We start from the raw sequence: 18,115 nt of genomic DNA on the forward strand, positions 1-18,115 counted from the left end.
TCACGTTGCGCCATGGTGTTCGGCGGGCACCGGCCATTTCCCCCGCGGGTGTGAGCGGCGACCGGGACGGTCGCGGTGCTCGCGGCGTGTTCCACCGAGAGTAACGGTGGGTGCGCGCCGCGTCATTGCCCCCGACGAAGGGAATCTTCGTGAAGCGGCTCTGGAGCCGGCTCGGAGTTCGTGCGGCATCCGTCACCCTCCTCCTCGCCGGTCTGGTCGGCGGTGTCTACCTCGGCCAGAACCAGGACATCCAGCAGCAGAGCGCCGAAGCCAAGCTCGTCGTCCAGGCGAACGCCGACGAGATCCAGCTGCTGAAGGCCCGCGCGGCCGACCACGCCGCGGCCCGGGCCTACCGGAGCCAGGCGGAGGACGCGGCCGCCGCGAAGGCTGCCTCCGAGGCCAAGGTCGCCGCCGGCAAGGCGCGCACCCTGGAGAAGAAGGCAATCGCCGAGGAGAAGGCCGAGAAGGAGGCCGAGGCGGCGCGCAAGGCCGAGGAGACCGGCGGCCCGGTGGCGTACACCGGCCCGATCCCGGCTTCCTGCGACGAGTACAGCGGCAGCCGCAAGATCGGCTGTGCCCTGACGCTCGAGGCGGGCTTCGGGCTCGACCAGTTCCCGTGCCTGGACAAGCTGTGGAAGAAGGAGAGTGGCTGGAACTACAAGGCCACCAACCGCAGCTCCGGGGCGTACGGGATTCCCCAGGCGCTGCCGGGCACCAAGATGGCCTCGGCCGGCTCGGATTGGAAGACCAACCCGGCCACCCAGATCAAGTGGGGCCTCGGCTACATCAAGGGCCGGTACGACACGCCCTGTGGCGCCTGGAGCCACTCGCAGAACGTCGGCTGGTACTGACAGCTCCAGCTTTCCCGGGGTCGCGCGGCACGCCGCGCGGCCCCGTTTTGCTGTGATCAAATGTCTGCATGGTCCGAAATGCCGTTTCGGCTGTCCTGGTCGCCGCCGCCGCGGTCCTGCCCGGCGTGGCGGCCTCGCCCGCCCGGGCCGCCGAGCGTGACCACCCGATCCGCGAGGTGGTCGGCGGCAAGGTCGCCGAGGCCGGCCGGTTCCCCTGGGTTGTGCGTCTGTCGATGGGCTGCGGCGGCACGCTCGTCGCGCCGCGGGTCGTGCTGACCGCCGGGCACTGCGCCGGCGCGACCGGCCGCACCGACCGGATCGAGGTCACGGCCGGCGCCTCCGACCTCGACGCCAAGGAGGCGATCACGGTCAAGTCGGTCGAGGTGATCCGGGCCAACGGGTTCATCACCGAGACCCGCGGCGACGACTGGGCGGTGGTCAAGCTCGCCCGCGCGCTGAACCTGCCGACGATCGACCTGGTCAAGGACGGCAGCGGGGACGCGGGCACGTTCACCGTGATGGGCTGGGGGCAGACGAAGGAGGCGTCGCTGCAGCAGGAGCGGCGGCTGCACTACGCGAGCGTGCCGACCATCGCGGACGAGGCCTGCGCCGTGGCGTACCGCAAGGCCGGCGTGGACCTGGTACGCGACGAGTCGATCTGCGCGGGCAAGCACGGCGTGGACACCTGCCAGGGCGACTCCGGCGGCCCGATGGTGCGCCAGGAGGCCGGTGGCCGGTGGGTCCAGGTCGGCATCGTGAGCTGGGGCCTGGGCTGCGCGCGGGACGGGTACTTCGGCGTCTACACCCAGATCTCCAAGTTCCGGCCGGCGATCAAGGCGGCGATCCGCAAACTCGCCTGAGTGGTGGCTCGTGCGTGACCCTGCCACCATCGACGCATGGGGTACAGCTGGGCTGAGACACAGAGCGACGAGGCGGCGCGCTTCGGCACCGAGCCGTTCTACGCGTCACTGGGCCGGGCGTTCGTGACCATGTGCGCGGTGGTCCCGGCGCTGTTCCTGATCGAGGCCATCGACGTCGGGCTGGGCCAGGGCACGCTCGACGTCGCCGGCGGCATCATTCCGCACCACATGCGGGGGCTGGACGGGGTGCTGTTCAGCCCGTTCCTGCACTCCGGGTGGGAACATCTCTACGGCAACGCGGTGCCGCTCATCCTGCTCGGCACGTTCGTGCTGGCCGGCGGCGCCAAGCGGTTCATCTGGTCGACGTTTCTGATCATGATGGTGACCGGGATCGGCGTCTGGTTCGTCGGCGATCCGCGCAGCGTCGTGGTCGGCGCCAGCGGCGTGATCTTCGGCTATCTGGGGATGCTGCTCACCCGCGGTGTGGTCGAGCGGTCCTGGTGGAACTTCGGGGTGGCCGCGTTCATCGGGCTGCTGTACTGGTACCAGCTGTACGGGATCCTGCCGACCGATCCGGGTGTCTCCTGGCAGGGGCATCTGCTCGGTCTGATCGGCGGGGTCATCGCGGCGATCATCTTCCGGCGGCGCCGCCCGAAGAGCACGTTCTGAGCTGACGCCGCCGGGGTGTTGTCTCAGATGCCGTCCGGCAGGTGGCCGTCGAAGTCCACCGCGGAGTACAGCGCGAGCTTCTCCAGCCGGTGATACGAGTCGATCACCCGGATCGTGCCGCTCTTCGACCGCATCACGATCGACTGGGTGTGTGCGCCGCCAGCCCTGTACCGCACGCCCTTGAGCAGGTCGCCGGAGGTGACGCCGGTCGCCACGAAGAAACAGTTGTCGCCGGTGACCAGGTCGTCGGTGGTGAGCACCCGGTCCAGGTCGTGCCCGCCGGCGATCGCCTTCTCCCGCTCCGCCTCGTCGCGCGGCCACAGCTTCGCCTGGATCATGCCGCCGAGACACTTGAGCGCGCAGGCGGCGGTGATGCCCTCCGGCGTGCCACCCACACCCATCAGCACGTCGACGTCGGACTCCAGCCGGGCCGCCGAGATCGCGCCGGCGATGTCACCGTCCGAGATGAACTTGATGTTCGCGCCGGCCTGCCGCACCTCGTCGACCAGCTTGGAGTGCCGGGGACGGTCCAGGATGCACACCGTCACGTCGGAGACGCTGGACCTCTTCGCCCTGGCGATGCGGCGCAGGTTCTCCTTCACGCCGGCGTTGATGTCGATCACGTCGGCGCAGTCCGGCCCGACGGCGATCTTGTCCATGTAGAAGACGGCGCTCGGGTCGAACATGGCTCCCCGCTCGGCCACCGCCAGCACCGCGATCGAGCCGGGCATGCCCTTGCTCATCAGCGTCGTGCCGTCGATCGGGTCGACCGCGACGTCCACCTCGGGCCCGGTGCCGTCGCCGACCTGCTCCCCGTTGAAGAGCATCGGCGCCTCGTCCTTCTCGCCCTCGCCGATGACCACGACCCCGCGCATCTGGATCGAGTTGATGAGCTTGCGCATGGCGTCGACGGCGGCGCCGTCACCACCGTTCTTGTCGCCGCGGCCGACCCAGCGGCCGGCCGCCATGGCGGCAGCCTCGGTCACGCGGACCAGATCGAGAGCGATGTTGCGGTCGAGGTCCTGGGGGACTCGGGCGGGCACGGCGGCCTCCTCGCGACGTTGCGGGGCTGGTTGGTCCCCCGATCCTGGCACTAGAGGACGCGCCAAGTCTCGGTTCAGCGACATGGTTAACAATGGGCTGGTGGAACCCGCATCGCCCTCGCAGCCCCACCCCGCCGCGCCTTCGCAGGCAGCGCCCTCGCAGGCAGCGCCTTCGCAGGCCGCGCCTGTTCCGGCTGACCCGGAGACGCCGAGGCTCGCGGAGCGGGAGGGCCGCCGCCCGCGGGACATGGTCATGTCGCTGCTGGTGCTGATCGTGCCGATCGCGCTGCTGATGACGTTCTACCGGGTGGTGCTGGACGGCGACGAGCCGATCTCGGTGGACGCGGCGCCGGCGATCCAGCAGGCGTCCAAGGAGTTCCCGGTCGCCCAGCCGGCCGGGCTCGGCGACGACTGGCACATCGCGTCGGCCACGTTCCGCCGCGAGACCGGAGGCGCGACGCTCCGGATCGGATACGTCGACCGCGACGACGACCCGGTGCTGCTCGTGCAGAGCACGGTCGAGGCCGCCACCCTGGTCCCGGCCGAGGTCGGCAAGGAGGGCAAGCGCTCCGGCACGTTCCGCGACGACGTGCGGACATGGATGGTCTACGACGGGCGTCCCGGTGAGATCGCGCTGATCTCCACCGAGCAGAAGCGGACGATCATCATCCTCGGCCGCACCGACCAGGAGAACCTGGAGCAGCTCGCCGCCGCCCTGCCATAAGCCTTACTGCTCGGCTCTCGCTGCCCGGGCGGCCTCGATGCGCTCGCGGGCGCCGTCCAGCCAGCGCTGGCAGACGTCGGCCAGTTTCTCGCCGCGCTCCCACAGTGCCAGGGACTCCTCCAGGCTGCCGCCACCCTGCTCCAGCCGCTCCACCACGGTGGCCAGCTCGGTGCGAGCCTGCTCGTAGCTGAGGTTCTCCTCGGTCATGCGCCCTCTCCCTTTGCCTCTGCCTGAATTTCGCCCCGAGCCAGCCGGATGCGCAGCATGTCGCCGGCCCGCACCTCGTCGGCGGCCCGGACGACATGGCCGTCGGCGCGCTGCACGATCGCGTAGCCACGCTCCAGCGTCGCCGCGGGTGACAGCGCGCGCAGCCGGGCGACGGTGTGCCGCAGGTCGTCGTCGGCGCGGCGCAGCCGGTGCTCCAGGCTGCGGCCGGCCCGGTCGCGCAGCGCGGTGACCTCGGCGCCCCGCTGGTCGATCAGCGACTCCGGGCGCGCCAGCACCGGCCGTGAGCGCCACGCCTCGATCCGGTGCGACTCGCGGTCGATCATGCCGAGCACCGCGCGGTCCAGCCGGGACCGGGCGTGCTCGATCAGGCGCAGCTCGTCGGCCAGGTCCGGCACGATCCGCTTCGCCGCGTCGGTCGGGGTGGACGCGCGCAGGTCGGCAACGTAGTCCAGCAGCGGCGCGTCGGTCTCGTGGCCGATCGCACTGACCACCGGGGTGCGCGCCCCGAACACGGCGCGGCACAGCGCCTCGTCGGAGAACGGCAGCAGATCCTCCACGCTGCCGCCGCCGCGCGCGATCACGATGACGTCGATCGAGTCGTCGTTGTCCAGCACCTTGAGCGCGTCGATGATCTGCGGCACCGCGGCCGGCCCCTGCACCGCCACGTTGACCACCCGGAACTCCACGGCCGGCCAGCGCCGGCGGGTGTTCATCAGCACGTCGCGCTCGGCCGCGCTCGCCCGCCCGGTGATCAGGCCGATGCGGGCCGGAAGGAACGGCAGCCGGCGCTTGCGCTCACGGGCGAACAGGCCCTCCGCGGCGAGCAGCCGCTTCAGTTTCTCCAGGCGGGCCAGCAGCTCGCCGAGGCCGACCTGGCGGATCTCGTCGGCGCGCAGGCTCAGCGTGCCGCGGCCGGGATAGAACTCCGGTTTGGCGTGCAGTGTGACCCGGGCACCCTCGGCCAGCTCGGGCGCGCCGGCGTCGAGGACGTCGCGGTGCGCCGTGACGGTGAGGCTGAGGTCGGCTGACGGGTCGCGCAGGGTCAGGAAGACCACGCCCGAGCCGGGCCGCCGGCTGATCTGGGCCACCTGGCCGTCCACCCACACCCAGCCGAGCTTGGCGATCCAGGCGCCGATCTTCTGACTGACCACACGGACCGGCCAGGGCTCCTCGGCGGTGCTCTTATCGGTCTGAGTCACCGCGCCAGCCTACGTAAGTCCCCCGACATTCTCGCCGGTGCGATCCGGGGTGGCGTACCTGCTCAGATCCACCGGGGTACGCCGTTCGGGCAGCCGGCGCTCGACCAGCGCGATCACGGTCCGCAGCAGGACTGCGGCGCAGCACCAGAAGACCAGGTCGGCCACCGGTCGCCGGGGGAACGGATAGCCGCCGCCGGCCAGCATGCCGAGGCCCATGCCGGCCGCCGCGAGCAGCGCGGCGATCAGCCACCCGGCGCGGCTCGGGCTCAGCCGGTGCCGGGTGAGCAGCAGCATCCCGGCGAGCAGCAGGACCACGTGGAACACCACATACGCCGGAGTGAGCCCGCCGTCCAGCTCGACGGCCAGGTTCAGCACCCCGATGCCGGTGAGGAACCAGCCGGTCATCACACGGAAGATCGCCGGAATCGAGGGCCACAGACCGGCACCGCGCCCGTCCTCGCCCCTCATGAACCGAGTATCCCGCTATATCCGTTCGGTTCGGGCTGAAACCGGGTTGTGGCGCTGATCGCACGAGGGCGGAGCGATGAGGAGGGCACGTACCATGGCCGGGTGACTGAAGCTCGCAAACGGGTGTTGCTCGCCAAGCCGCGCGGTTACTGCGCCGGCGTCGACCGCGCCGTGCAGACCGTCGAGGAAGCGCTGAAGCTCTACGGCGCCCCGGTCTACGTGCGCAAGCAGATCGTGCACAACAAGCACGTGGTGAGCACGCTGGAAGCCCGTGGCGCGATCTTCGTGGAGGAGAACTTCGAGGTGCCCGAGGGCGCCACCGTCGTCTTCTCCGCGCACGGCGTGGCCCCCGAGGTGCACGACCAGGCCCGCGAGCGCAACCTCAAGGCGATCGACGCCACCTGCCCGCTGGTGACCAAGGTCCACCACGAGGCCAAGCGGTTCGCCGCCGCCGACTACGACATCCTGCTCATCGGTCACGAGGGGCACGAGGAGGTCATCGGTACTTCGGGCGAGGCGCCCGAGCACATCCAGCTCGTCGACGGCCCCGACGACGTGGAGAACGTGGTGGTCCGCGACCCGTCAAAGGTCGTCTGGCTGTCGCAGACCACGCTCTCGGTCGACGAGACCATGGAGACCGTAGCCCGGCTCAAGCAGCGGCTGCCGCTGCTGGAGTCGCCGCCCAGCGACGACATCTGCTACGCCACCTCCAACCGGCAGCACGTGATCAAGGAGATCGCGCCGGAGTGCGACGTGGTGATCGTGGTCGGCTCGACCAACTCGTCGAACTCGGTGCGCCTCGTCGAGGTGGCCCTGGGCGCCGGCGCGCGGGCCGGTCACCTGGTCGACTACGCGTCGGAGATCAAGGACGAGTGGCTGGAGGGCGCGACGACGGTGGGCGTCTCGTCCGGCGCGAGCGTCCCGGACGACCTGGTCATGGAGGTGCTGGCGCACCTCGCCGAACGCGGGTTCGGCGAGGTCACCGAGTTCACCACAGCCGAGGAGCGCCTCACCTTCTCGCTGCCGCAGGAGCTGCGCCGCGACATGAAAGCCGCGGCAGCGGCACGCGCCGCTAGCTGAGTTCCGGGGCCTGGGGCTGGCGCGGGGTCAGCTCCACCTGGACCGGTGGGAGCAGTTCCTCGTCGGAGACGCCCATCTCGGCCAGTTTGCGGGCGCTGACCAGGACCCGTGACTCCAGTGAGCCGACCGCCCGGTTGTAAGCGGTGACCGCGCCGGCGAGCGATGTGCCCAGCTTGTCCACGTGATCGCCCAGGGTTGACAGCCGGCCGTACAGCTCGCGGGCCAGCCCGTGCACGGCGGCGGCGTTGCGGGTCAGCGCCTCCTGGCGCCACGAGTAAGCCACGGTGCGCAGCATCGCGATCAGCGTCGCCGGGGTGGCGAGCACCAGGTTGCGGCGGAACGCGTACTCCAGCAGGGTCGGATCTCGCTGCAGCGCCGCGTCCAGGAACGGGTCGGCCGGCACGAACAGCACCACGAAGTCCGGCGTCGAGTCGAACGCCGTCCAGTACCGCTTGCCGGACAGCGCGTCCACATGGGCGCGGAGATGGCGGGCGTGCTGGTCCAGCGAGGCGTCCCGGTCCCGCTCATCGCGGGCTTCCATGGCAAGGAGGTACGCCTCCAGCGGCGCCTTCGCGTCCACGACAACCGTGCGGCCGCCGTACAGCCGGACCACCAGGTCGGGACGCACGCCCTGCTCGTCAGTGGTCGCGGTGACCTGCTCGGCGAAGTCGCAGTGCTCCAGCAGCCCGGCCGCCTCCACGATCCGCCGCAGCTGATGCTCACCCCAGCGGCCCCGGACCTGCGGTGCGCGCAACGCGGCCACCAGCTGTTTCGTCTCCACCCGCAGCTCGCCGGAGACCACGCCCATGGCACGGACCTGTTCGCGCAACTCCGCGTACGCGTCCACCCGATCGTGTTCCAGCTGGGCGACGCGTTCCTCGTAGCGTCGCAACGTCTCGTGCAGCGGCGCCACGGCCCGCGCCACGGCCTCCTGCGACTGTGCGGTCGCCTCATAGGACAGTGCCCGCAGCGACTGCTCCAGCCGCTGCTCGCCGTCGCGGGCCGCGGCTATCGTCGCCTCCAGCCGGGCGATGTCGGTGGCCGCGCGCGCCCGCGCCGCCAGCCAGCCCACGGCGGCTCCGGCCGCCAGGCACACGAGAATCACAGCCAGTGTCGAGAAGCTCACCACCGCAGATTGCCAGAGAGCTACGACATGACCTGCGGGGGTACCGTGGAAAACATGAAGGGCATGTTGCTCATCCTGGCCATCGTCGCGATCGTGGCCCTGGTCATCATCGCGACACAGCGCAACGGACAGGCCCGCCGGCAGACCCAGCTCGAGGACGCCCGAGCCGAGGCGCAGCGGTGGTATGAACGGCTCGGCGGCCAGGTGATGAACCTGAACTCCGACGAGCCGGCGGCACGGCAGGCGCTCGCCGACGCCAGCGAGCGGTACAACGCGGCCGGCGGTCAGCTGCAACAGGCGAACACGGTCCGGCAGTTCGAGCTGGCCCGGGAGTCGGCGCTGGAGGGTTTGGCGTACGTGCGGGCCGCCCGCACGGCGATGGGCATCGATCCCGGCCCGGAGCTGCCGCAGCTCGCGTCGTCGCAGGGCACCGGTCACCTGACCCGGGAGCGGGAGGTCACCGTGGAGGGCCATGCCTACAAGGCGGGACCGAGGCCGGGAGCGGACACGCCCTACTACTACCCGGGCGGGCGGGTCCAGGGCCGCCCGGTGCCCGCCGGGTGGTATTCGACACCGGTCTGGAAGACGGCGCTCGGCGCCGGAGCCGGTGTCCTCGGCGGCATGCTGATCTTCGACGCGCTGTTCTCGCCCGGCTTCGGCGACAACGGCTTCGACGGGGACATGGGCGGCGACTTCGCGGCCGGCGACATGGGCGATGCCGGCGGCGGGGACTGGGGTGGCGGCGACTGGGGCGGCGGAGATTTCGGCGGCGGGGACTTCGGCGGCGACTTCTGAGCGGCCCGGCTTTCTGAGCGGCCCGGCTTTCTGAGCGGCCCGGTCTTTTTGGCTGTCCGGCTCGTGGGCGGTCCGGGCTTTGGGCGGTTCGGCTTCTGGTTTCAGGGTTTGTCGGCGAGGCGCATGCGGCGGGAGAGTTCTCGGCGCAGGGCTCGGGGGCTCGGCCAGATCTGCGTCAGGTCGGCGGTGAAGGCGGGCCCGCGCGGGGTGTCGACCAGCGCCGGGCCGCCGGTGCGGGTGTCCTGCACCGGGTGGACGCTGTCCAGGTCGGCGGGGACGATCTCCAGGATCGTGCGCAGCCCGTCGCGGCGTATCACGACGGCGGCGATGTCCGGCCAGTCCAGCAGGACGGGGTCGCTGTCCTGCGCGGCGAGTTCCACGCCGCCCGCGGAGACGCGGACCCAGGTGGTCAGCGCGGCCCGGGCGGACAGGGCGTAGGCGCCGGCCACGGTCGCGCCGACGATCACGGCCTGCAGGGCGGTGACCCACCAGGGGTCGCCGGTGTCCGGTACGACCAGCGAGGCGATCGGCGACACCACCAGATAGGCGACCATCAGCGCCGAGAACACCGTGAGAAACGTCCGTGCCGGCGAGGACCGGAAGAGAACCGCGTCGCGGGCCGGCGCCTCGACCTCCTCCGGTGCGATCGACATGCCTCCTATGGTGGCCCAACCGCCGCCCGGCCACCGGAGTTTCGGCAGGCCGGGCCGCGGTTGGTCAGAATGCGCAGGCGATCACCAGCTCCGGGGTGCGGTCGCGGAGGAGGTCCAGCTTCGTGATGCGGCCGGCGGCTCGGAAGTCGCCGTCGATCAGTTCCAGCTGGTCCAGGAGGGCGGCCGGGCCGAGTGCCTCGGCGATCGGGATCTCCGTCTTCATGGACAGCTTGCGGTCCGACTTGGCCCGGCGGACCTGGCGCAGTGCCTCGCCGGCCAGGTCCAGCAGCGACGGGTCACTCTCCGGTGCGACGCGGCTCAACTCGTACTTCGTGGGCCATGTCGCGCGGTGCACCGAGCCGTAGCGCCACCAGGACCAGATCTCCTCGGTGACGTACGGCAGGAACGGCGCGAACAGCCGCAGCTGCACCGAGAGCCCGGCGGCCAGCGCGGCGCGGGCCGACTCGGCGCCGGGGCCGGACGCGTAGGCCCGGTCCTTGACCAGCTCGATGTAGTCGTCGCAGAACGTCCAGAAGAACGTCTCCGCCGTCTGCAGCGCGTCGGTGTGCTGGAACTGCTCGAACGCCGTGGTCGCCGCGGTCAGTACGTCCGCCAGCCGGCCCAGCATCGCCCGGTCCAGCGGCTCGGTGACCGGTGCCCGCAACGCCTGCGCCGCGCCGAGGCCGAGCGCGAACCTCGACGCGTTGAGCAGCTTCGTCGCGAGCCGCCGGCCGACCTTGAGCTGCGCCGGCTCGAACGCCAGGTCGGCGCCGGGACGGCCACTGGACGCCCAGTAGCGGACAGCGTCCGACCCGTACTGCTCCAGCAGGGCCATCGGGGTGATGACCGCGTTGTTCTGGGTCTTGGACAGCTTCTTGTGGTCGGGGTCGAGGATCCAGCCGGACAGGACCGCCCGCTGCCACGGCAGCACATCGTTGAGCTGGCCGGCGCGCAGCACTGAGGAGAACAGCCACGTACGGATGATCTCCTGGCCCTGCGGTCGCAGATCCATCGGAAACGTGCGCCGGTGCAGGTCCTCGTCGGTGCTCCAGCCGGTGACGATCTGCGGGCTGAGCGATGAGGTGGCCCACGTGTCCATGACGTCCGGGTCCGCGGTGAAACCACCGGGCACGTCCCGCTGCGACTCGGTGAAGCCCGGCGGACATTCCGATGAGGGGTCGACAGGCAGTGCCGAATCGTCCGGTATGAGAAGCTGGGTGTAGTCCGGCTCGCCAGCGTCGTCGAGCCGGTACCAGATCGGGATCGGCACGCCGAAGAAGCGCTGCCGGCTGATCAGCCAGTCCCCGGTCAGGCCGGTGACCCAGTGCTCGTACCGATGGCGCATGCTCTCCGGGACCCACTGCAGCTTCCGCCCCCGGTCCAGCAGGCCGTCCCGCAGTTCCGGATCGCGCCCGCCGTTGCGGATGAACCACTGCCGGCTGGTGACGATCTCCAGCGGCGAGTCGCCCTTCTCGTAGAACTTGACCGGATGCGTGATCTGCCGCGGCTCACCGATCAGGTCGCCCGACTCGCCCAGCAACCGGACGATCTCCCGCCGGGCGGCCGCGACGGTCAGGCCGGCGAACGCCTGGTATGCCGCAACCGGGACACCGGGCGGCCGGTCCGGCAGGAACCGCCCGTCCCGGCCCAGGACGACGCGCGTCTCCAGGTCGAGATCACGCCACCAGGTGACGTCGGCGAGGTCGCCGAACGTGCAGACCATGGCGATGCCCGTACCCTTGTCTGCTGCTGCCAGCGGATGGGCCCGGACCGGAACCTCGACGTCGAAGAGCGGGGTCCGCACGGATCGGAGACCCGCGAAGCGGGGATCACCCGGATGATGGACCAGCGCGACGCAGGCCGGAAGCAGCTCCGGCCGAGTGGTCTCCACCTCGACCGGCCCGTCCGGGCCGTGGAAACGCAGCCGGTGATAGGCGCCCGGCCGTTCCCGGTCCTCCAGCTCGGCCTGCGCGACAGCGGTGCGGAAACCGACGTCCCAGAGAGTCGGTGCCTCCGCTGTGTACGCCTCCCCGTGCGCCAGATTCGCCAGGAACGCCCGCTGTGAGACCGCCCGCGCCTTGTCGCCGATCGTCGTGTACGTCAGTCCCCAGTCGACGGACAGGCCGAGCCGCCGCCACAGCGCCTCGAACGCCTTCTCGTCCTCGACGGTCAGCCGGCCGCACAACTCGACGAAATTGCGCCGCGAGATCGAGACGGGCTTCTCCGGCCTCTTCTCGGCCGGCTTCCAATTCGGGTCGTAGGGCAGCGCGGGATCGCACCGGACACCGAAGAGGTTCTGCACGCGGCGCTCGGTGGGCAGCCCGTTGTCGTCCCAGCCCATCGGATAGAAGACGGTCTTGCCATGCATCCGCTGGAAACGCGCGACGGTGTCGGTGTGCGTGTACGAAAAGACGTGCCCGATATGCAACGACCCCGATACGGTCGGCGGGGGCGTGTCGATCGCGAATACGTCCGCCCGCTCCTTGGAACGGTCGAACGCGTACGTACCCTCCCCCTGCCAGCGCGACGCCCACTTCTCCTCGAGCCCGTCCAGAGACGGGCGCTCGGGGAGACCGGGGCGTCCGGTTCCCGTATCAGTCATGCCGGTCAGCGTAGGCGTCGGGGGTGGGCGTCGCGAGGGCTTTACCCGCTGGTAGGAGCTCGGTGCGACCGGTCAGCCGGAAAGCGAGTCGATCCAGGCCGATCACGAGCGAGGCGAGCACCGCGAACTCGACGGCAAGAATGAGCATCTGCAGTGCCACACCGTCGTAGCCGCCCTGCTCGACGGGGTTCAAGAACGGGTAGGGGTAGCGATTCGCGACTGTCGGGAAAAGGATGGCGCGGAATACTGACGTCACGCCGTACCCCAAAGGAAAGAGCAACCACAACGGAAGATCGCGCCAACGCACCTGCCGTCGCGGCCCGAAGGCCGCCCAATCCACGATGACCATCAACGGTACGACGTAGTGGAGCAGGAACAGCGACCAGTTCGTAAGTCTTGTCGCGGGATCGGGATCGGTCAGGCCGGGGATCGGGCTATCGCCGTGGTTGAGCACGAAGTGGGAGATCAGGCACGTGATGGTGATCCAGAACGTGACCGGGCCGCGGAGCCGGGGTGCGGGGGTGTCGGTGGTGTTGCGCTGGATCATCCAGTAGATCGTGCCGATGAAGTAGCCGATGACGATCAGGTTGGACTGGCAGGTGTAGAAGATGATGCGGTGCTCGCCGGTCAGTAGGCCGGCCATCGCGCAGGCGACGATGGTGGCCCGCCAGTAGATTTGTGGCTTTTTGTAGATCGACATGGTGGGGGCCTCCTGATCGCTGGGCGCGATCATGCTAATGCGGCGGCCGGGGATGGTGGTGAGCCCGGTTTCCGGCACGCCAGCCATGTCTGAATGCCAGCCGGGCCCCGCACCGCGCGGCCCGGCTGGGTTCACGCGGCGGGGCCCGCCTCGTGCTTCAGCAGCCACTCCTTGACGGGCAGCCCCCACCGATATCCGCCGAGAGTCCCGTCTGTGCGCAGCACGCGGTGACACGGCAGGATCAGCGCCACCGCGTTGCGCGCGCACGCCGCGGCGGCGGCCCGGATCGCTGCCGGCCGGCCGGACAGCTCGGCATAACGCGTGTAGGTCACCGGAGCGCCCGGCTTGATCTCCCGCATCACGTCCCACGCGTGCTGCATGAACTCGCCACGCGTGTACTGCTCGACGACGATCGCGTCCAGCGCGGTCAGGTCGCCGTCGAGATAGTCCCGCACCGCGTCGCGCACGGGGCCGACGTCGTCGTCCGCCTCGACCGGTGCGGTCAGCCTCGGATGGATCAGGCGCATCAGCTCGGGAACGTCGGTGGTGAAGCCGGCGGCACGGACCGCACCCGCCTCCGTGGCGACCACGGTGAACGGGCCGACGGGGGTGTCGAATGTCGAATGACGAAGCATGCTCTCTCTCCTTACGGGAGTGCCCAGGATGGCCGGGCGCAGCGAAGATCGTGCGTCGGCCTGTGGACGACGGCGGAATGTGGATAACCTCTGCCGGGCTTGCGGACGGCGTACGTTGTCAGGCAGCACGCCAGAGACGGATCAGCGCGTATGAACGCCAGGGGCGCCAGCGTTCGGCATGCGCGGCCAGGGATTTGGCGGTGTCGGGGAGGTTGAGGGCCGTCGCGCCGCGGCGAGCGGCCAGGTCGGTTTCGAGGAACGCGTCGGGGTCGCCGATTGCGCGCATGGCGACGTAACCGGCGGTCCACGGGCCTATGCCGGGGAGTTCGGTGAGGCGGGCTACGGCCTCGGTGCGGTCGGCGCCGGGTTCGAGGTCGAGTTTGCCGTCGGCGACTGACTGTGCCAGGGCTCGGATGGTGTCGCGGCGGGCTGCCGGCATGGGGAAGGCTGTGTCGGGGAGTTCGGCGAGGGTGCTTGCTGCCGGGAATCCGGTCAGTGGCGCGGCGTCGGTGGTGGTCAGGGGAGAGGGGGAGGGCCCCCCTGCGACAGCGGCAGCGGCCCGCACGATCTTGCCCAGCGTCGTCCGAGCCCCAGCAACACTCACCTGCTGACCGACCACAGCCCGAACGGCCATCTCGAACCCGTCAACCGCCCGCGGCACCCGAACCCCAGGCTCCTTCTCCACCACCTCACGAAGCGCCGGATCCTCCCCGAGCACCCCGTCCACCGCCACCGGATCCGCATCGAGATCGAGCAATCTCCGGCATCGGGCCACGGCCGGCGCCAGATCGCGTACGTCATTGAGCCTCAGCACCGCGTGCACCCACCTCTCCCCGGGCCGCAGCGTCACCTCGGCGTTCCCGTGCGGCAGCAGCATCCCGCGCCGATAGACCGACCCGTTCACCTCGTCGATCCCGGGCAGGACACGAGCGCCCAGGAACGAGATCAGCGACTCGGCGTGCAGCGGCGGCCGGTACGCCAGCCGCAGCGCGATGTCACCGCCACCGCGAACCGCCGGCCGTTTCTCCCGGAGTCCGCTGGGCGGCTGCGCGTACACCTCGAGGATCGTGTCGTTGAACTGCCGGACACTGCCGAACCCGGCCGCGAACGCGATCTCCGCGAGCCCCAGGTCGGTCGTCTCGATGAGGATCCGGGCTGTCTGTGCCCGTTGCGCCCGGGCGAGCGCGAGCGGACCGGCCCCGAGTTCCGCGGTGAGCATCCGGTTGAGGTGCCGTTCGGTGTAGCCGAGCCGGCTCGCGAGCCCCGACACGCCTTCCCGGTCGACGACGCCGTCGCCGATGAGCCGCATGGCCCGGCCGACGACGTCGGCTCGCAGGTCCCATTCGGGTGAGCCGGGTGCGGCGTCGGGCCGGCAGCGGCGGCAGGCGCGGTAGCCGGCCCGTTGTGCGGCGGCGGCACTCGGGTGGAACGTGACGTTCTCGCGTTTCGGCGTGACGGCCGGGCAGGACGGGCGGCAGTAGATCCCGGTGGTACGCACGGCCGTGTAGAACCAGCCGTCGAACCGCTGATCGCGGCTGTCGACTGCCCGGTAGCAGCGTTCGAAGTCCAGTTCCATACCGACGACTATGCGCCCGTGCGGTGGCCGGGTGCTGGCGGGTTTCGGACATGGCCATGAACTGTCAACGCAGGTTGACACTGCGGGAGGCGTCAACTACGGTTGACAGCATGGCGATGACAGCGACGAAGACGACGATCCGCTGGCGCACCTACGGCAGCGGTGGCACCAAGCTCGTTCTCCTGCACGGCGGCATGCAGACGTCCGCGAACTTCACGAAGCTCGCGGAGGATCTCGCGCGGGACTTCACCGTCTACGTCCCGGATCGGCGCGGACGTGGGCGAGCCGTCGAGCGGGCCGGCCTCGGGCCCGAGATCGAGGACCTTAGAGGTGTCCTTGACGAGACCGGCGCGAGGAACGTGTTCGGTCTCAGCTCCGGCGCGGTGATCGCGCTCCGGGCGGCCCTCGAGCTCCCGATCGACCGCTTGGCCCTTTACGAGCCACCCCTGAAGTACGGGACTCACGACCCCGTCGCGTGGCTGCCTCGATACGAGAAGGAACTCGCGAGGAACCGTCGAGCCGCGGCGTTCGTGACCGTCACGAAGGGCGCGGGCGAGCTGCGCCACGTTCCCCGGGCAGCGCTGATTCCGCTGCTCGGTCTCGCGCTGAGGTCGGGCGAGGGAAAGGTCCTCAACGACCTGATCCCGACGATGCGCCTGGATGCGGCGGTGGTCGAGGACGCGGCCGGACCGCTGGAGACGTACGCGAGAGTCGAGGCGGACACGCTCCTGCTCGGCGGCGAGCGCTCGTCCGCGTACCTCAAAGGGGTCTTGAACGGCCTCGAGCCGGTCCTGCCGAGAGTGCGCCGCGTGACCTTGACCGGTGTCGGTCACACCGCCGCGGACAACAGCGGAAACCCCGCGCTGGTGGCGGCCGCACTGCGACCGTTTTTCAGATAACGCAACCCGTAGACTGGCGTTCCGTGAGCCTCACCATCGGAATCGTCGGCCTGCCCAACGTCGGCAAGAGCACCCTGTTCAACGCCCTGACCAAGAATGACGTGCTCGCCGCGAACTATCCGTTCGCGACGATCGAGCCCAACGTCGGTGTGGTCGGGCTGCCCGACGAGCGGCTGGGGAAGCTCGCCGAACTGTTCAGCAGCGAGAAGATCCTTCCGGCGCCGGTGAGCTTCGTCGACATCGCCGGCCTGGTGCGGGGCGCGTCGAAGGGGCAGGGCCGGGGCAACGCGTTCCTGGCGAACATCCGTGACGCGTCGGCGATCTGCCAGGTGGTCCGTGCGTTCTCCGACCCCAACGTGCTGCACGTCGACGGCAAGGTCTCGCCCGCCGACGACATCGAGACGATCAACACCGAGCTGATTCTGGCCGACCTGCAGACGGTCGAGAAGGCCCTGCCGCGCCTGCAGAAAGAGGCCAAGCTCAAGAAGGAGAAGGCACCGGTTGTGGCCGCCGCCGAGGCCGCGTTCAAGCTGCTCAACGACGGCGTCACCCTCTATCAGGGCGCGAGCGCGGCGGGCGTCGACGTGAGCCTGCTCGCCGAGCTGCACCTTTTGACAACAAAGCCTTTTTTGTACGTTTTCAACGTCGACGAAGCTGAACTCGGCAACGCGGCGTTCCTCGACGAGTTGCGCGCTCTCGTGGCCCCCGCCGAGGCCGTCTTCATGGACGCGAAGATCGAATCCGAGCTGATCGAGCTGGACGACGACGAGGCTCTGGAACTGCTGCAGTCAACCGGCCAGACCGAGCCCGGCCTGAACCGCCTCATCCGCGTGGGCTTCGAGACGCTCGGCCTGCAGACCTACCTGACGGCCGGCCCGAAGGAGGCCCGCGCCTGGGTGATCCCGGTAGGCGCGACGGCCCCCGAGGCAGCCGGAGTCATCCACTCGGACTTCCAGCGCGGCTTCATCAAGGCCGAGATCGTCAGCTACGACGACCTGATGTCAGCGGGATCGATGTCGGCGGCGAAGGCCGCGGGCAAGGTACGCATGGAGGGCAAGGACTACATCATGAAGGACGGCGACGTCGTCGAGTTCCGCTTCAACGTCTGATTCCGGTCCAGCGTCTGCCGTCCAGGTTGTGCGTGGCACCTTTCCTACTCGTTTGACACACTAGGGCCATGAGCGAAGAGGTGTACCGCATCGGCGAAGGGCCGGCGACGCGAGTGAGCCTGTCGCTGCCGGAGGGAACTGCTGAGGCTATCCGGGCGCGGGTGGGTAAACGGGAGTTCTCTGCCTTCATTGCCGAGGCGGTCGAGCGGGAATTGCGCGGCCAGGTGCTCGATGAGTACCTGGCGGACTACGAGAGCCGCAACGGGCCGGTCTCCAAGCAGGCTCGTCAGCGGGCGCGGCAGGTCTTCGACGAGGTGTTCGCCGAGGAGGGCGAATGGCCCGCCGCAAGCTGATCCACCAAGGCACGCTGGTCCTCGACAGCGAAGGGCTCTCGAAGCTGCTTTCCGACGACGAGCAGGTGGTGGCAATGACCGCTGAGGCGCGCTCGCGTGGCATGGAGGCCGTGATCAGCGCGCTCACCATCATCGAGGCCGTCCATGCCCGCACACACAAGGCGCGCCTGAACTGGGTGCTTTCCGGGTTGCGAGTGATCCCGGTCGGCGACGAGGAAGCTAGGGCGGCGTCAAAGCTGCTGATGGATACCGGCTTGCATGGTCACAAGTACGCGATTGATGCGGCAGTCGCTGAGGCTGCGTTGCGCCAGCATCGCCCTGTAGTCATGTTGACCTCGGAAATCGACGACATGGTCAAGCTCTGCGGCGATCGTGTCCGGCTTGTGGCGGTGTGAGCTCGCAACTGCGTCGTCAACCGAGCCTGATGTGATATTGCACGGTTACGCAAACCGGTCGAGTTCCGCTTCAACGTCTGATCTCTCCGCGAGCGAACGCGTCCTGCCTTTGGCCCTTGATGAGGAGTCGGGCGAGGCTGTGACGGTTCG

The 18,115-nt window shown here is 69.7% G+C and carries 20 protein-coding genes; 10 read left to right on the top strand and 10 right to left on the bottom strand.

Going from position 1 to position 18,115, the window contains the following annotated elements:
* Positions 1-149 precede the first annotated feature (149 nt).
* The 3 genes from AB0M02_RS02095 (at position 150) to AB0M02_RS02105 (ending at position 2,380) form a co-directional block, all read left to right on the top strand.
* Complete coding sequence (locus AB0M02_RS02095) at positions 150-851, top strand: transglycosylase SLT domain-containing protein (RefSeq protein WP_364220015.1); 702 nt, start codon at positions 150-152, stop codon at positions 849-851.
* Between the two features lie 68 nt (positions 852-919).
* A complete protein-coding gene (locus AB0M02_RS02100; RefSeq protein WP_364220018.1) occupies positions 920-1,711 on the top strand; it encodes a serine protease in 792 nt (263 codons plus the stop codon).
* 36 nt (positions 1,712-1,747) lie between these two features.
* Entirely contained in the window at positions 1,748-2,380 is a 633-nt protein-coding gene (locus tag AB0M02_RS02105) for a rhomboid family intramembrane serine protease (RefSeq protein ID WP_364220021.1), read from the top strand.
* Positions 2,381-2,403: 23 nt separating this feature from the next.
* On the opposite strand, the gene glpX is transcribed toward AB0M02_RS02105, so the two are convergent.
* The gene (glpX, locus tag AB0M02_RS02110; RefSeq protein WP_364220024.1) at positions 2,404-3,423 is read right to left on the bottom strand and encodes a class II fructose-bisphosphatase; all 1,020 of its coding nucleotides are present in this window, start codon (positions 3,421-3,423) and stop codon (positions 2,404-2,406) included.
* Between the two features lie 100 nt (positions 3,424-3,523).
* On the opposite strand from glpX, the gene AB0M02_RS02115 reads away from it, so the two are divergent.
* The gene (locus AB0M02_RS02115; protein WP_364220027.1) at positions 3,524-4,147 is read left to right on the top strand and encodes a DUF4245 domain-containing protein; all 624 of its coding nucleotides are present in this window, start codon (positions 3,524-3,526) and stop codon (positions 4,145-4,147) included.
* A gap of 3 nt (positions 4,148-4,150) precedes the next feature.
* On the opposite strand, the gene AB0M02_RS02120 is transcribed toward AB0M02_RS02115, so the two are convergent.
* From AB0M02_RS02120 to AB0M02_RS02130, 3 genes are read right to left on the bottom strand one after another with little or no spacing between them, the layout of a single operon-like run.
* Positions 4,151-4,354 (bottom strand): exodeoxyribonuclease VII small subunit, encoded by a 204-nt coding sequence (locus tag AB0M02_RS02120; RefSeq protein WP_364220030.1) that lies wholly within the window; start codon positions 4,352-4,354, stop codon positions 4,151-4,153.
* Positions 4,351-5,574 carry an exodeoxyribonuclease VII large subunit gene (xseA, locus tag AB0M02_RS02125; protein WP_364220033.1) on the bottom strand — a complete coding sequence of 408 codons (1,224 nt, stop codon included), beginning with the start codon at positions 5,572-5,574 and terminating at the stop codon, positions 4,351-4,353. Before xseA ends, AB0M02_RS02120 begins: the two co-directional genes overlap by 4 nt.
* A gap of 9 nt (positions 5,575-5,583) precedes the next feature.
* The gene (locus AB0M02_RS02130; protein ID WP_364220036.1) at positions 5,584-6,042 is read right to left on the bottom strand and encodes a hypothetical protein; all 459 of its coding nucleotides are present in this window, start codon (positions 6,040-6,042) and stop codon (positions 5,584-5,586) included.
* Between the two features lie 57 nt (positions 6,043-6,099).
* Here AB0M02_RS02130 and AB0M02_RS02135 point away from each other — a divergent pair, with 57 nt between their 5' ends.
* Positions 6,100-7,122: a 4-hydroxy-3-methylbut-2-enyl diphosphate reductase gene (locus tag AB0M02_RS02135; RefSeq protein ID WP_364222480.1), complete on the top strand. Its 1,023-nt coding sequence runs from the start codon at positions 6,100-6,102 to the stop codon at positions 7,120-7,122.
* Here the strand turns inward: AB0M02_RS02135 and AB0M02_RS02140 are convergent.
* Entirely contained in the window at positions 7,115-8,248 is a 1,134-nt protein-coding gene (locus tag AB0M02_RS02140; protein WP_364220039.1) for a DNA recombination protein RmuC, read from the bottom strand. The genes AB0M02_RS02135 and AB0M02_RS02140 overlap by 8 nt on opposite strands.
* Before the next feature lie 63 nt (positions 8,249-8,311).
* Here AB0M02_RS02140 and AB0M02_RS02145 point away from each other — a divergent pair, with 63 nt between their 5' ends.
* The gene (locus tag AB0M02_RS02145; RefSeq protein WP_364222484.1) at positions 8,312-9,043 is read left to right on the top strand and encodes a hypothetical protein; all 732 of its coding nucleotides are present in this window, start codon (positions 8,312-8,314) and stop codon (positions 9,041-9,043) included.
* 101 nt (positions 9,044-9,144) lie between these two features.
* Here the strand turns inward: AB0M02_RS02145 and AB0M02_RS02150 are convergent, their stop codons facing one another.
* The 5 genes from AB0M02_RS02150 to AB0M02_RS02170 form a co-directional block, all read right to left on the bottom strand.
* A complete protein-coding gene (locus AB0M02_RS02150; protein WP_364220042.1) occupies positions 9,145-9,696 on the bottom strand; it encodes a hypothetical protein in 552 nt (183 codons plus the stop codon).
* 64 nt (positions 9,697-9,760) lie between these two features.
* Positions 9,761-12,298 (bottom strand): valine--tRNA ligase, encoded by a 2,538-nt coding sequence (gene valS / locus AB0M02_RS02155; RefSeq protein WP_364220045.1) that lies wholly within the window; start codon positions 12,296-12,298, stop codon positions 9,761-9,763.
* Positions 12,291-13,085 (bottom strand): Pr6Pr family membrane protein, encoded by a 795-nt coding sequence (locus AB0M02_RS02160; RefSeq protein ID WP_364220048.1) that lies wholly within the window; start codon positions 13,083-13,085, stop codon positions 12,291-12,293. Before AB0M02_RS02160 ends, valS begins: the two co-directional genes overlap by 8 nt.
* Positions 13,086-13,129: 44 nt before the next feature.
* A complete protein-coding gene (locus AB0M02_RS02165) occupies positions 13,130-13,633 on the bottom strand; it encodes a methylated-DNA--[protein]-cysteine S-methyltransferase (RefSeq protein ID WP_364220050.1) in 504 nt (167 codons plus the stop codon).
* 118 nt (positions 13,634-13,751) lie between these two features.
* A complete protein-coding gene (locus AB0M02_RS02170) occupies positions 13,752-15,209 on the bottom strand; it encodes an AlkA N-terminal domain-containing protein (RefSeq protein ID WP_364220053.1) in 1,458 nt (485 codons plus the stop codon).
* 110 nt (positions 15,210-15,319) lie between these two features.
* Here AB0M02_RS02170 and AB0M02_RS02175 point away from each other — a divergent pair, with 110 nt between their 5' ends.
* The 4 genes from AB0M02_RS02175 to AB0M02_RS02190 all read left to right on the top strand — a co-directional run bounded on the left by AB0M02_RS02175 (position 15,320) and on the right by AB0M02_RS02190 (position 17,965).
* Positions 15,320-16,108, top strand: a complete 789-nt coding sequence (locus AB0M02_RS02175; protein WP_364220056.1) for an alpha/beta hydrolase — start codon at positions 15,320-15,322, stop codon at positions 16,106-16,108.
* A gap of 23 nt (positions 16,109-16,131) precedes the next feature.
* Positions 16,132-17,217 carry a redox-regulated ATPase YchF gene (gene ychF / locus AB0M02_RS02180; protein ID WP_364220058.1) on the top strand — a complete coding sequence of 362 codons (1,086 nt, stop codon included), beginning with the start codon at positions 16,132-16,134 and terminating at the stop codon, positions 17,215-17,217.
* Between the two features lie 68 nt (positions 17,218-17,285).
* Positions 17,286-17,570 carry a hypothetical protein gene (locus AB0M02_RS02185; RefSeq protein WP_364220061.1) on the top strand — a complete coding sequence of 95 codons (285 nt, stop codon included), beginning with the start codon at positions 17,286-17,288 and terminating at the stop codon, positions 17,568-17,570.
* On the top strand, positions 17,552-17,965 hold the full coding sequence (locus AB0M02_RS02190; protein ID WP_364220064.1) for a hypothetical protein: 414 nt from the start codon (positions 17,552-17,554) through the stop codon (positions 17,963-17,965). Before AB0M02_RS02185 ends, AB0M02_RS02190 begins: the two co-directional genes overlap by 19 nt.
* Positions 17,966-18,115 lie beyond the last annotated feature (150 nt).

It is taken from the genome of Actinoplanes sp. NPDC051861, assembly GCF_040681145.1.
Taxonomy (GTDB): Bacteria; Actinomycetota; Actinomycetes; order Mycobacteriales; family Micromonosporaceae; genus Actinoplanes.